The organism is Serratia sp. TSA_7, assembly GCF_052692135.1.
The window spans coordinates 730,569-744,354 of record NZ_JBQZFU010000002.1; the positions used below are offsets into that span (position 1 = coordinate 730,569).

Below are 13,786 nucleotides of genomic sequence, written 5' to 3' on the forward strand. Positions count from 1 at the left end.
GCGCCTTGTTTCGTCAGACGCGTAAATTATCCGTATGAGCTTACCGACCATCGCAGAAGTAAAATCTTTCCTGCTGTCGCTGCAGGACAGTATCTGCGCGCAACTGGCCCAGGCCGACGGCGGCGCCGTTTTCAACGAGGACCGCTGGACGCGCGAAGAAGGTGGCGGTGGCCGCAGCCGCGTATTGACCCAGGGTTCGGTGTTTGAACAGGCGGGCGTGAACTTTTCGCACGTCTCCGGCGCCACCCTGCCCGCTTCCGCGACCGCACACCGCCCCGAGCTGGCCGGCCGCAGCTTCCAGGCGATGGGCGTGTCGCTGGTGATCCACCCGCACAGCCCTTATATCCCCACCAGCCACGCCAACGTGCGTTTTTTCATTGCGGAAAAACCGGGCGAAGAACCTGTATGGTGGTTTGGCGGCGGCTTTGATCTGACGCCGTTTTACGGTTTCGAAGAAGACGCCGTTCACTGGCACCGCACCGCCGAGCGGCTGTGTGCGCCCTTCGGTGACGAGATCTACCCCAAATACAAAAAGTGGTGCGACGACTACTTCTTTATCAAGCACCGCAACGAAGCGCGCGGCATCGGCGGCCTGTTCTTTGACGATCTCAACGCGCCGGGCTTTGACAGCAGCTTCGCTTTCACCCGCGCGGTGGGCGAAGGTTTCCTCGATGCCTACCTGCCGATCGTGGAAAAACGCAAAGCGCTGAGCTGGGGCGACAACGAACGCCAGTTCCAGCTCTATCGCCGCGGCCGCTATGTCGAATTCAACCTGGTGTGGGATCGGGGCACATTGTTCGGCCTGCAAACCGGTGGCCGCACCGAATCCATTCTGATGTCTATGCCGCCGCTGGTGCGCTGGGAATACAACTATCAACCGGCAGAGGGCAGCCCGGAGGCGGCGTTGTACCGTGATTTCCTGCCGGTGCGCGACTGGCTGAAGGAGCCTGAGTAATGCAGATTTGGGTCGATGCGGACGCCTGTCCGAACGTGATCAAAGAAGTGCTGTTCCGCGCCGCCGAGCGCACCGCGATGTCGGTGACGCTGGTGGCCAACCAACCGCTGAGAACGCCGCCGTCAAAACACATCCACACCCTGCAGGTGGCGGCCGGTTTTGACGTGGCGGATAACGAAATCGTCCGCCGCTGCGAAAAAGGCGATCTGGTGATCACCGCCGATATTCCGCTGGCGGCCGAAGTGATAGAAAAAGGCGCAGTGGCCCTCAACCCGCGCGGCGAATGCTACACGCCGGACACCATCCGCGAACGCCTGAACATGCGCGATTTTATGGATACCCTGCGCTCCAGCGGGATCCAAACCGGCGGCCCGAATACCCTGAACCAGCGCGACCGTCAGCAGTTCGCCAACGAGCTGGACAAGTGGCTGCAGCAGGCGAAGCGGGCGCAGTAACCGCGCCGCTTTCCGCTGGCGGCGCCGTCATTTTACCGGCGGCGTGACCCACAGGTAATCCGCCATCTGGCCATCAACCTGCGCGCCCTGCTCCGCCAGCATCAACACCGTCGGCTGCGCGCCCGGTTGCAGATCCTGCACATGCAGCGGCACGCCCACCCATTTTGAGGCGTGATAACCACCGGCAATCAACAGTGCCGGCGTTGGAGCAGCCAGCAGGCGTTCGGCCATGCGCCGATCGCGCTGCTGCTGGATTGCCAGCATCGCGTGCAGCTGTTGGGGTTCGATTTTTCCGCCGTGTGAAGTGCGAATGGTGTCTTCCAGCGCCTTCTGCACTGCCGGGCGTACCGACCATTGCCCCTTCGGAAACACCGGCTGCCGGTAAAACGCCATGATTTCATCGCGATCCAGATTGGCCGACCAAAGCGGATACGGCGCTCGCATCGCCGCCATCACCACCTCGCCGTACAGCGACCATTTCCAGCCTTTCTGCCAGTCAATCCACTGCGCCACGCGCTCATCACGCATGGCAGAATCCTCCCGCAGTGCCTGCTTGACCTTATCCACGTTGGCCTGCTGATTCGGGGTAAGCATTTCCATCAGCACGCTGCCCTGCGGCCGCCGTTGCGGCAGGTTTTGCACCAGCCACAGTTCGATTTGATGATGATAGGGATTGTCGTGCTTTTCCCCGACCATCACCCTTGGCTGGGCGGCCAGACGGGCAAGAAGCTGGTCAGGTGACAGGGTTTCGCCGCTGTGTAAATCGGTAATTTTCCCCAGGCCGTCAAGGGTGTTTTTCGGTACGGAAACCGGGGCCTGGCTACAGGCACCGAGCACCAAGGTGGCCAGTAAAACAAGTAATCTCATGACATTACCCTGCAAGAAAAGTAGCGACATTATAGATAATAATTATCATTTGCATATTGATATCCCCCCACCCCGAGACACCGCTAACTATTTTTTAGTTTATGACGCCTGGTCTTACATTGATTTCATGAAATATTACGGGTATAACCAATAGCCATTTAGCTGCTTAGACGTCTATACGGATGAAATATCATGCACTCACCTGAACCCGCCGAAGGGCACTTCAAACGCACCATGAAAGCCCGGCATCTGGTGATGCTGTCGCTGGGTGGCGTGATCGGTACCGGGCTGTTCTTCAACACCGGCTATATCATTTCTACTACCGGCGCACTGGGCACCCTGCTGGCCTATCTGATCGGCGCATTGGTGGTTTATCTGGTGATGCTGTGCCTGGGTGAACTGGCCGTCGCGATGCCGGAAACCGGCGCTTTCCACGTCTATGCTTCACGTTATCTTGGCCCGGCTACCGGCTATACCGTTGCCTGGCTGTATTGGCTGACCTGGACGGTGGCGCTGGGCTCCAGCCTGACCGCCGCCGGTTTTTGCATGCAGTACTGGTTCCCGCAGTCGCCGGTGTGGCTGTGGTGTTTGATCTTCTGCGCGGCGATTTTCCTGCTCAACGTGATCACTACCCGCTTCTTTGCCGAAAGCGAATTCTGGTTCTCGCTGATCAAGGTCGTCACCATTCTGGCTTTTATCATTCTGGGCGGTGCTGCGATGTTCGGCCTGCTACCGATGAAAGACGGCACGCCTGCGCCCTTCCTGCATAACCTGACCGCCTCCGGCTGGCTGCCGAACGGAACGCTGCCGATCCTGATGACCATGGTGGCGGTGAACTTCGCTTTCTCCGGCACCGAGCTTATCGGCATTGCCGCCGGCGAAACCGAAAACCCGGAAAAAGTGGTGCCCTGGGCGATACGCACCACGGTGATCCGCCTGATGCTGTTCTTTATCGGCACGGTATTTATTCTGGCGGCGCTGATCCCGATGGATCAGGCCGGGATTGTGAAAAGTCCGTTCGTGCTGGTGTTTGAACGCATTGGCATACCTTATGCCGCCGATATCTTTAACTTCGTGATCCTGACCGCCATCTTGTCGGCCGCCAATTCGGGTCTGTACGCCTCGGGGCGCATGTTGTGGTCGCTGGCCAATCAGCGCACCCTGCCGGCCTATTTTTCACGCGTGAATAAACGCGGCATCCCGGTCAATGCCTTGACCTTCAGCATGCTCGGCGGCGTGCTGGCGCTGCTGACCAGCGTTATCGCGCCGGACACGGTGTTTGTCGCCCTGTCGGCCATTTCCGGCTTTGCGGTGGTGGCGGTCTGGCTGAGCATCTGCGCGGCGCATTACGCCTTCCGTCGCCATTATCTGCGCAGCGGTCAGCCGATCGAGGGCCTGAAATACCGTGCGCCGGGTTACCCCTTGACGCCGATCCTCGGCTTTGCCCTGTGCCTGCTGGCCTGCGTAGGGTTGGCTTTCGATCCGGCACAGCGCATCGCGCTTTACTGCGGGCTGCCGTTTGTCGCACTGTGCTACGTCGTCTATTATCTGACCCGCCGCGCCGGGCAAAAATCTTCGTTGGGAGAGAATCATGTCCGTTAACAATACCGTCGCCGCCTTATTGGCCGCTAACCGCACCCTGATTTTAGACGGTGCGCTGGCCACCGAACTGGAGGCGCGCGGCTGCGACCTCAGCGATCCGCTGTGGTCGGCAAAAGTGCTGATTGAAAATCCCGAGCTGATTTATCAGGTTCACCTCGACTATTTCAACGCCGGGGCGCAATGCGCCATCACCGCCAGTTACCAGGCCACGCCGCTGGGCTTCCTGCGCCGCGGTCTGAACCAACAGCAATCGCTGGCGCTGATCGCCAAAAGCGTGCAACTGGCGCAACAGGCGCGCAGCGACTATCTGGCGCAGCATCCGCAGGCCGCACCTTTGTTGATCGCAGGTTCTGTGGGGCCGTATGGCGCCTATCTCGCCGACGGTTCCGAATACCGCGGCGATTACTCGTTGCCGCAAGAAGAGATGATCGCTTTCCATCGCCCACGCATTGCCGCACTGGCCGAGGCAGGGGTCGATCTGCTGGCCTGCGAGACGCTGCCGTCGTTCAGCGAGCTGCAAGCGTTGCTGGCATTGTTGCAGGAGTTCCCGACGCTCGGCGCCTGGTTCGCCTTTACCCTGCGCGACAGCCAACATCTCAGCGACGGTACGCCGCTGACGCAGGTGCTGGCAGCACTGCGCGGCAATCCGCAGGTGTTGGCGATTGGCATCAACTGCATTGCGCTGGAAAACGTCACCCCGGCGTTGCGGCAGTTGGCCACACTGACCGACAAACCGCTGCTGGTTTATCCGAACTCCGGCGAGCATTACGACGCGGTAACCAAAACCTGGCATGCCTGTGGGGGCGAGAGTGGCAGCCTGATCGAGCAGATTGGGGAATGGCAAAACATCGGCGCCCGGCTGATTGGCGGCTGCTGCCGCACTACGCCACAGGATATCCGCCAGATCGCCGCACGCTGCAAGGCATAAAAAAAGCCCCCTGCGCCAGACGCAGGGGGCTTGTCGTCACTCAAGGCTTATAGCGGTTCGGTCTGCGCTTCCACCACCGCCAACGCCACCATGTTGACGATGCGGCGCACCGAGGCGATTGGCGTCAGAATGTGTACCGGTTTCGATACCCCCATCAGCACCGGCCCCACGGTCACCCCTTCCGAAGAGGATACGCGCAGCAGGTTGTAACTGATGCGCGCCGCTTCCATATTCGGCATGATCAACACGTTGGCCGCGCCTTTCAGCGGGCTGTCCGGCATCAGATCGTGACGAATACTCTCAACCAGCGCAGCGTCGCCGTGCATCTCGCCGTCAATCTCCAGTTCCGGTGCCATCTGGTTCACCAGCTCCAGCGTTTTGCGCATTTTGCGCGCCGCCGGGCAGTCGGAGGAACCGAAGCTGGAGTGGGACAGCAGCGCGACTTTCGGCTCAATGCCGAAGCGGCGCACGGTTTCCGCCGCCATCAGGGTGATTTCCGCCAGCTGTTCCGGTGTCGGATCGTCGTTGACATAGGTGTCGGCAATAAAGGTGTTGCCGCTTGGCAGCAGCAGCGCATTCATCGCCCCGGCGACGTGCGCGCCTTCGCGGAAGCCGAACACGTTTTTCACGACGTCATAGTGCTCATGGTAGCTGCCGATGGTGCCGCAGATCATCGCGTCCGCCTCGCCGCGATGCAGCATGATGGCGGCAATCAGCGTCGGGTTGCCAATTACCGCACGGCGCGCCTGCTCTTGCGAAACGCCGCGACGCTTCATGATCTGGTAATACTCGCCCCAGTATTCGTTGAAACGCGGGTCGGACTCGTTGTTCACCACTTCAAAATCTTTGCCCGGCGTCAGTTGCAGGCCGAGTTTTTGCAACCGCATTTCAATCACGCTTGGGCGGCCGACCAGGATCGGATAGGCCAGGCCCTGCGACACCAGCTCTTGGGTCGCATGCAGCACCCTTTCCTCTTCGCCTTCCGCCAACACCACACGCTTCATTTCTTTCTTCGCCAGGGCAAAGATCGGCTTCATGAACAGGTTGGTTTTGTAGACGAACTCGGACAGTTTCTCGACGTAGGCGTCGAAGTCTTCGATCGGACGCGTCGCCACGCCGGATTCCATCGCCGCTCTGGCCACCGCCGGGGCAATTTTAACGATCAGGCGCGGGTCGAAAGGTTTTGGAATGATGTATTCAGGGCCAAACGACAGGTCCTGATCGCCATAGGCGGAAGCCACCACGTCGTTCTGTTCCGCCAACGCCAGATCGGCAATCGCATGCACGCAGGCCAGCTTCATCTCTTCGTTAATGGTGGTGGCGCCCACGTCCAGCGCCCCGCGGAAGATGAACGGGAAGCACAGCACGTTGTTCACCTGGTTCGGGTAGTCGGAACGGCCGGTACAGATAATGGCGTCCGGCCGCACGGCTTTCGCCAGCGGCGGCAGAATTTCCGGTTCCGGGTTGGCCAACGCCATGATCAACGGATCCCTGGCCATGGTTTTCACCATGTCCTGGGTCAGCACGCCCGGGCCGGAACAGCCGAGGAAAATATCGGCATTGGGGATCGCATCCCCCAGCGTGCGCTGGCCGTTATCTTCGATGGCATAGGCCGCCTTGGTTTGCTCCATGTTGGCGTCGCGGCCCTTGTAGATCACCCCTTTGGAATCGCAAACGGTGATGTTTTGCTGACGTAGCCCCAGCGCCACCAACAGGTTCAGACAGGCTATCGACGCCGCACCGGCGCCGGACACCACCAGGCGCACGTCGGAGATATTCTTTTTCACTACCCGCAGGCCGTTCAGCACTGCGGCGGTGGTAATAATGGCGGTGCCGTGCTGATCGTCATGGAACACCGGGATCTTCATGCGCTCGCGCAGTTTTTGCTCGATGTAGAAACACTCCGGCGCCTTGATGTCTTCCAGGTTGATGCCGCCAAAGGTCGGCTCGAGGGAAGCGATGATGTCGATCAGCTTGTCCGGGTTAAGTTCATCCACTTCGATATCGAACACATCGATACCGGAAAACTTCTTGAACAGAACGCCTTTGCCTTCCATTACCGGCTTACCGGCCAATGCGCCGATATTGCCCAACCCCAGTACCGCCGTGCCGTTGGAAATCACCGCGACCAGGTTACCACGGGCGGTGTATTTGTAGGCCGCCAGCGGATCGGCAGCAATTTCCAGGCAAGGGGCAGCAACGCCCGGTGAATAGGCCAGCGCCAGATCGCGTTGCGTTGCCAGGGGTTTGGTTGGAGAGACCTGGATCTTCCCTGGGACCGGAAACTGATGGAAATCAAGGGCACTCTGTTTGAGCTGTTCGTCCATTATGGGTTCCTTTGCTTGAGGTTGATGACAAAGTTGTCTTTAAGTTCGAGATACCCGGGCCTAGCGCACCGAGGGGCGCTCCGACGGCCAAGGCCGTTACGACCCCTTCGGCACGCTCTCCCTAATAACAAGCTTTGTCAGCAGTCTGTATGCTTTTTGCTTTTATGTTGAGGTAAGGCTTTTAGGCTAGACCAGTATAGTGAGAGAAACGTCACAAACTTTGAAGCGGGCCATAACCTTGATCGAAATAGTTTTATAAAAGCAAAAAAACAGGCCCCCTGGACGGGAAATAACAAAACCGCCGTCAAGGCAACGGCAGTTTTGCTCGCCAGGCGTTGAGCGTCGCCACCCGACCCGCGCAAATTTGCAACGCGCTCTGCAATGCCAGCGTATAGCTGACGGCATCGCCCCAGGTGTCGCCCGGCAACAGGGGCTGTTCGCAGGGCGTAAATACGGATTCAGGGGGCAGCAGCACCACGGGCGTCGGTACCGTCGGCGGTTGGGCGCAGGAGCTCAAGCACAGCGCCAGGCATAGGCTGCCCAGCGCAGGCATCATTTTTAATCGCTTCACGGTATTTCCTCTGGTAAACGTCGCTTTGCCGGCGCAACTGCTGTTCCTGTTGCTGCTGAGCGGCCATCAGCGCACGGTTCTGCGCATCCTGGGTTTGCAGCGTGGCAATCAGCCCGGCCTGCTGCGCCAAGGTCTTTTGCTGTTCGGCCGCCTGCTGCCGCGCCAGCGCCAGCCGGTGCGACAACAGCGAGCTGTAACCGCCGAGGCAAATCGCCACCGCCAACAGCAGCAGCAACCCGCCCTGTATCAGCTTATTCAGCCAACCGCTCATGCCGGGTAATCCTTGAAAGAGAGCTGGAAATGCGGCCCGTCCTTCAGCGTGCGCCACTCGCCGCCCCACTCGACGCTGACTGCGCATTCACGCGCCGCGCGGCGCACCGCCACGGCAATTTGCGCGTAGTAATCCCACTCCCAGGACACCACGCCCGCCGGCATCGCCACCACGTCCACCGCGTGACCGGTCAGATGCCGGCTCCTCAGCGTCTGGCTTTTGCCGGTGCGCAGCATGTCACGCTGCCGCGCCATGCTGCGCACCCCTTCGCTGATGGAAAAAGGCACCAGCGAATAATTCAACGCCAACCGCATCACCCGCACCAGATCCGGATGCACGCCAATTAAGTTGTCCTCACTGCGTGCGGTAAAGCGCATTTCCTGAATTTCATTTAACATTTTTTAACCCCGTCTTCTTGCCAATGATTTTTTTAATTAATGCGCTAATATAATCAGCGCCCAGAAAGCCAATCAGCACGCTGGCAAGATTCGCCCATTTTAATTCCAGGCCTGCCAGCGCCAATGCATCACGCACCGTCCAGGCCAATAACGCGCACATGCCTGCATTTAATAACCGACGTCGCATCCCAACGTTGCGATAGGCGCCATGCAAAAGCGCCATAATGCCGGCCAAAATGGCATTCATTGCCGGCTGAAGGTATTCACATGCTCGCTGAATAATTAAGCCAATAGCGTCTGGCTCTATGCTGGACATAGCTACTCTCCTATTTTTAATTTTAATTAAATGCCAATCACGGCCGGCAGGATATCGGTACAGTCAGAATCTAGTTAAGGATGCTATAACAAAGCAAATGAATAAAAACAGCGTCTATGGTCAAATTCATTCACGCTCAACCCTGGCACAACAGTCTTCTGGAATAATGGCCGACACCGAATGAAAAATTCATCTTTACTGTGATTTATTTCGACTTTTCTTTGTCAGGAAAATAAACATTTAATAGCAGCGAGAGAACCGCTCTCGATAACAAAACCTCAACTCTGGAGAAATACTATGTCTGCACGCAAAGCGGTGATTGGTTATTATTTTATTCCGACCAACCAAATTAATAACTATACCGAAACCGATACCTCAATCGTGCCTTTCCCGGTGTCCAATATCACGCCGGCCAAGGCCAAACAGCTGACCCACATTAACTTCTCGTTCCTGGACATTAACAGCGATCTGGAGTGCGCCTGGGATCCGGCAACGATAGATGCCAAGGCACGCGACGTGGTCGGTCGGTTGACCGCGCTGAAAGCGCACAACCCCAGCCTGCGCATCATGTTCTCCATCGGTGGCTGGTATTACTCCAACGATTTGGGCGTGTCCCACGCCAATTACGTGAATGCGGTGAAAACCCCGGCGGCGCGAACCAAATTCGCGCAATCCTGCGTACGCATCATGAAAGACTATGGCTTTGACGGCGTAGATATCGACTGGGAATACCCGCAGAGCAGCGAGGTGGACGGTTTTGTCGCCGCGCTGCAGGAGATACGCGCTTTGCTGAATCAGCAGACCCAGACCGACGGGCGCCAGGCGCTACCTTACCAACTGACCATTGCCGGCGCCGGCGGCGCGTTCTTCCTGTCGCGCTACTACAGCAAGCTGCCGCAGATCGTCGCCTCGCTCGATTACATCAACCTGATGACTTACGATCTGGCCGGTCCGTGGGAAAAAATCACCAACCACCAGGCTGCGCTGTTTGGCGACAGCGCCGGGCCAACCTTCTATAACGCGCTGCGCGAAGCCAATCTGGGCTGGAGCTGGGAAGAGCTGACCCGCGCCTTCCCGAGCCCGTTCAGCCTGACGGTGGACGCCGCCGTACAGCAACACCTGATGCTGGAAGGCGTGCCAAGCAGCAAGATCGTCATGGGCGTGCCGTTCTACGGCCGTGCATTCAAGGGCGTCAGCGGCAGCAACGGCGGCCAATACAGCAGCCACAGCACGCCGGGGGAAGATCCGTTCCCGGGTACCGATTACTGGCTGGTGGGCTGCGAAGAGTGCATCCGCGACAAGGACCCGCGCATCGCCTCTTACCGCCAACTGGAACAGATGCTGCTCGGCAACTACGGCTATCAGCGCCTGTGGAACGACAAGACCAAAACGCCGTACCTGTACCACGCGGCCAACGGCCTGTTCGTTACCTATGACGACGTCGAAAGCTTCAAGTACAAGGCGAAGTACATCAAGCAGCAGCAACTGGGCGGCGTGATGTTCTGGCACCTGGGGCAGGACAACCGCAACGGCGATCTGCTGGCCTCGCTGGACCGCTATTTCAACGCTGCCGACTATGACGACAGCCAGTTGGATATGGGCACCGGCCTGCGCTATACCGGCGTCGGTCCCGGCAATCTGCCGATCATGAGCGCGCCGGCGTACGTGGCGGGCACCACCTATCCACAGGGCGCGCTGGTGTCTTATCAGGGCTACGTCTGGCAGACCAAGTGGGGCTTTATCACTTCCGTACCAGGCTCCGACAGCGCCTGGCTGAAAGTGGGCCGCGTAGTTTAACGACATAAAAAAACCCCGTGGCTCGCGCTGCGGGGTTTCTTACTCTGTTAACCGTTTAATGATCGCATTCCTTTGCCGTTAGCGTATCGCTGCCCTCAGTTATTGCACCAAGGATAACCCCCATCGCGAATCACTTCGCGCCCCATCAGGCTGAAAACGTCGCTTTTACGCGTCAGGCGTTCATGCCACCAGGTAAAACCTGTCCCCTTGCTGGCCGGGTGCCAGGCCAGCCAAATCATTTCGTCACCTTTTTGCATATCGACGGGAACCGTCACCAGCTCGCCGCTCGCCAGCTCTTTTTCGATCAGCGAAGGCGGCAAAAAACCGTGGCCGATACCGCGCTTCAACAACGCCAGCTTGCTCTCGACGTCGCAAACCACCAATTGGCGCTGCAACGGCATAGTGCCGTGGTTGCGCTTTGGCAGTTCGTGGCTGCTGTCGGCAATCACCACCACGATGTCATTCAACCGCTGATTTTTATCCACCGGCTTTTTCTGCGCCGCAAAGGGATGCGAAGGCGAAACGCACAGCACGAAATTCAGCTTGCCGAGCATCAGCGTCTTGGCCTGCACGCTGTCCGGGATCTGGCCGATGGCGATAATCAAATCCGCCCGGTTGTTCTTCAGCGCATCCCAGGTGCCGTTCAGCGCTTCCCGCTGCACCGAAATGTTGGCGTTCGGGCTGTGCTGAATATAGTCACGTATATCCTGGGTGATAGTTTCCAACGGAAAGAACTTGTCGACGACGATGCGGATATTATTATCGAGTTTCGGGATATTCCTCACACGGCTCTCGAGATCCTGCACCGCATTTAAAATCCAACTGCCCTCTTGCAGCAGGAATTCCCCTTCATCCGTTAGGGTAATCATCGGGCCATTTCGATGAAATAGTTTCACGCAGAGTTTACTTTCAATATTGGAAACCCGGTAGGATATCGCCGAAGGCGTTTTATGCAGTGCCTCCGCCGCCATAGAGAAAGAGCCGGTACTTTTTATGGTGCTGATTATTTTAATCGCATCCAGGGATAATCTAGTCATACTAATTCCTCTTTGACATAAAATAAGAAAAATTGACACTAAATTCCCAGGCAACTGGCGCGTAAAAAACGTTCAAGTCAAACAAGAGTAAACAAAACCACAAGCAATATACTCCATATCGGAGAGCGTCATCTGAAAGAGTATTCATCAATCCATTAAGTAAAATTCATCATGATGCTGCGTTTTTAGACAGCAGCGTTTAAATAAATTCAATCAACGAATAAAAGACATTCATCATAATAATTTTAGTTAATAGCCTATAAAACATTCCATCCCCATCCATGCCACGAATGATAAAAATAAAACAAGCCATCAATAATGATGTTTTTTAATTTCGTTAATGACCTCTCATTTAAGTGGCGAAAATACACTCAACTTACAATATAACTTCTGTCCGGAGTGACTTATGAACAATACTTCTCGTACCCTTCTGTCCCTCGGTTTGCTGAGCGCCGCCCTGTTTGGCGTATCCCAACAGGCTAACGCCCACGGCTATGTCGAAACACCGGCCAGCCGTTCTTACCAGTGCAAACTGCAGCTCAATACCCAGTGCGGCAGCGTGCAATACGAGCCGCAAAGCGTCGAAGGACTGAAAGGCTTCCCGCAAAACGGTCCGGTGGACGGCCATATCGCCAGCGCCGACAAGAGCACCTTCTTCGAGCTGGACCAGCAAACGCCAACCCGCTGGAACAAGATCAATCTGCACACCGGCGCCAACTCCTTTACCTGGAGGCTGACCGCCCGTCACAGCACCACCGGCTGGCGTTATTTCATTACCAAGCCAAACTGGGATGCGTCGCAGCCGCTGACCCGCGCTTCCTTTGACCTGACGCCGTTCTGCCAATACAACGACGGCGGCGCGATCCCAGCCGCGCAGGTCACCCACCAGTGCAACATACCGGCAGACCGCAGCGGTTCGCATGTGATCCTCGCCGTGTGGGATGTAGCAGACACCACCAATGCCTTCTATCAGGCGATTGACGTGAATTTGAGTAAATAATCGGAGGAAGTCCCCTGGGGTTCAGCCGGGCTGAACCCTTTTTTATTGCCGTTGCCCCCTCTTCTTCTCGCCGTCTCCCCCCACGCCAAAACCGCATTGCCGCAGGTGCAACCCGCAGCCCGCCTGGTTCGAAACGGGATCCATTGTTCTTATCCATCGCAACAATCAGAAAAAGCGCATTTTATTCATCAGGCTTATGATGCAGTGTGTTCACCCTATGATGAAAAAGGTTCTCATTTCCTACATGTTTGGCACTGATCAAGGAGCGTATAAATGAACCAATTAGATGCACTCAAACAGCTGACGACGGTTGTGGCCGACAGCGGCGATATTGAATCCATCCGCCAGTTCGAACCCCAGGACGCCACCACCAACCCTTCGCTGATCCTGAAAGCCGCGGCGCTGCCGCAATATAAGCCACTGATCGTCGAAGCGCTGAACTATGCCCGCCAACAGGGCGGCAGCAAGGAAACCCAGTTGATTAACGCCGGCGACAAACTGGCGGTCAACATTGGCGTCGAGATCCTGAAAAGCGTGCCGGGCCGCATCTCCACCGAAGTCGATGCCCGTTTGTCGTTCGATCGCGGCATGTGCGTAGCCAAAGCACGCAAACTGATTGGCCTGTACCAGGAACAGGGCATCGACAAGTCCCGCATCCTGATCAAACTGGCCTCAACCTGGGAAGGCATCAAAGCCGCCGAGGAACTGGAAAAAGAAGGCATCAACACCAATCTGACGCTGCTGTTCTCCTTCGCCCAGGCCCGCGCCTGTGCCGAAGCCGGCGTGTTCCTGATTTCACCTTTCGTCGGCCGCATCTATGACTGGTACCAGGCCAAGCAGCCTGCCGCCGAGTACGACGCCGAGCAGGATCCGGGCGTGAAATCGGTGCGCACCATTTATGAATACTACAAACAGCACCGTTACCAGACGGTGATCATGGGTGCCAGCTTCCGTAAGGTAGAGCAGATCCTGGCCCTGGCCGGCTGCGATCGCCTGACCATAGCGCCGAACCTGCTGGAACAGCTCAAGCACAGCGAGCAACCGGTCGAGCGTAAACTGACGCCGTCCACCGAAGGTTTCTATCAGCCCGCCCCGCTTGCCGAAGCCGAATTCCGCTGGCTGCATAATCAAGACGCCATGGCGGTCGAGAAATTGGCCGAAGGCATCCGTCTGTTTGCCGTCGACCAGCAGAAGCTGGAAGACATGCTGGCCGCTGAACTGTAATTATTTTGGAGTTATGAATGTCCTCTCGTAAGCAACTC

At 57.2% G+C, this 13,786-nt stretch carries 14 protein-coding genes; 7 read left to right on the forward strand and 7 right to left on the reverse strand.

The genetic code is table 11. The features are described 5' to 3' along the window. The first annotated feature begins 34 nt into the window (after positions 1–34). Together hemF and ACUTQW_RS12310 are read left to right on the forward strand one after the other, a co-directional pair. Entirely contained in the window at positions 35–955 is a 921-nt protein-coding gene (hemF, locus tag ACUTQW_RS12305) for an oxygen-dependent coproporphyrinogen oxidase (RefSeq protein ID WP_006327101.1), read from the forward strand. Further along, positions 955–1,410, forward strand: a complete 456-nt coding sequence (locus ACUTQW_RS12310; protein WP_037433442.1) for a YaiI/YqxD family protein — start codon at positions 955–957, stop codon at positions 1,408–1,410. Before hemF ends, ACUTQW_RS12310 begins: the two co-directional genes overlap by 1 nt. Before the next feature lie 27 nt (positions 1,411–1,437). Here the strand turns inward: ACUTQW_RS12310 and ACUTQW_RS12315 are convergent, their stop codons facing one another. After that, positions 1,438–2,277, reverse strand: a complete 840-nt coding sequence (locus ACUTQW_RS12315) for a ChaN family lipoprotein (protein ID WP_006327103.1) — start codon at positions 2,275–2,277, stop codon at positions 1,438–1,440. A gap of 192 nt (positions 2,278–2,469) precedes the next feature. Here ACUTQW_RS12315 and mmuP point away from each other — a divergent pair, with 192 nt between their 5' ends. After that, complete coding sequence (mmuP, locus tag ACUTQW_RS12320) at positions 2,470–3,879, forward strand: S-methylmethionine permease (protein WP_004947736.1); 1,410 nt, start codon at positions 2,470–2,472, stop codon at positions 3,877–3,879. Next, complete coding sequence (mmuM, locus tag ACUTQW_RS12325) at positions 3,869–4,807, forward strand: homocysteine S-methyltransferase (RefSeq protein ID WP_006327108.1); 939 nt, start codon at positions 3,869–3,871, stop codon at positions 4,805–4,807. The genes mmuP and mmuM overlap by 11 nt, the downstream gene beginning before the upstream one ends. 47 nt (positions 4,808–4,854) lie before the next feature. Here mmuM and maeB read toward each other — a convergent pair whose 3' ends face one another. The 5 genes from maeB to ACUTQW_RS12350 form a co-directional block, all read right to left on the reverse strand. Further along, positions 4,855–7,134, reverse strand: a complete 2,280-nt coding sequence (gene maeB / locus ACUTQW_RS12330; RefSeq protein WP_006327110.1) for an NADP-dependent oxaloacetate-decarboxylating malate dehydrogenase — start codon at positions 7,132–7,134, stop codon at positions 4,855–4,857. 304 nt (positions 7,135–7,438) lie between these two features. After that, complete coding sequence (gene lysC, locus ACUTQW_RS12335) at positions 7,439–7,612, reverse strand: Rz1-like lysis system protein LysC (RefSeq protein ID WP_037431505.1); 174 nt, start codon at positions 7,610–7,612, stop codon at positions 7,439–7,441. Then, positions 7,593–7,976, reverse strand: coding sequence for a DUF2570 family protein (locus tag ACUTQW_RS12340; protein WP_004947747.1), 384 nt, complete (start codon positions 7,974–7,976; stop codon positions 7,593–7,595). Before ACUTQW_RS12340 ends, lysC begins: the two co-directional genes overlap by 20 nt. Beyond that, complete coding sequence (locus tag ACUTQW_RS12345) at positions 7,973–8,374, reverse strand: M15 family metallopeptidase (protein ID WP_004947751.1); 402 nt, start codon at positions 8,372–8,374, stop codon at positions 7,973–7,975. Before ACUTQW_RS12345 ends, ACUTQW_RS12340 begins: the two co-directional genes overlap by 4 nt. Further along, on the reverse strand, positions 8,364–8,690 hold the full coding sequence (locus tag ACUTQW_RS12350; protein WP_020439541.1) for a phage holin, lambda family: 327 nt from the start codon (positions 8,688–8,690) through the stop codon (positions 8,364–8,366). Before ACUTQW_RS12350 ends, ACUTQW_RS12345 begins: the two co-directional genes overlap by 11 nt. A 297-nt stretch (positions 8,691–8,987) precedes the next feature. Here ACUTQW_RS12350 and ACUTQW_RS12355 point away from each other — a divergent pair, with 297 nt between their 5' ends. Then, positions 8,988–10,487 (forward strand): glycosyl hydrolase family 18 protein, encoded by a 1,500-nt coding sequence (locus ACUTQW_RS12355; protein ID WP_006327126.1) that lies wholly within the window; start codon positions 8,988–8,990, stop codon positions 10,485–10,487. Between the two features lie 95 nt (positions 10,488–10,582). On the opposite strand, the gene ACUTQW_RS12360 is transcribed toward ACUTQW_RS12355, so the two are convergent. After that, positions 10,583–11,524: a LysR family transcriptional regulator gene (locus tag ACUTQW_RS12360; protein ID WP_004947759.1), complete on the reverse strand. Its 942-nt coding sequence runs from the start codon at positions 11,522–11,524 to the stop codon at positions 10,583–10,585. Positions 11,525–11,930: 406 nt separating this feature from the next. On the opposite strand from ACUTQW_RS12360, the gene ACUTQW_RS12365 reads away from it, so the two are divergent. Beyond that, complete coding sequence (locus ACUTQW_RS12365) at positions 11,931–12,524, forward strand: lytic polysaccharide monooxygenase (protein WP_004947764.1); 594 nt, start codon at positions 11,931–11,933, stop codon at positions 12,522–12,524. A 273-nt stretch (positions 12,525–12,797) separates the two neighbouring features. Next, complete coding sequence (gene tal / locus ACUTQW_RS12370) at positions 12,798–13,748, forward strand: transaldolase (protein WP_004947767.1); 951 nt, start codon at positions 12,798–12,800, stop codon at positions 13,746–13,748. The last annotated feature ends 38 nt before the right edge of the window (positions 13,749–13,786 follow it).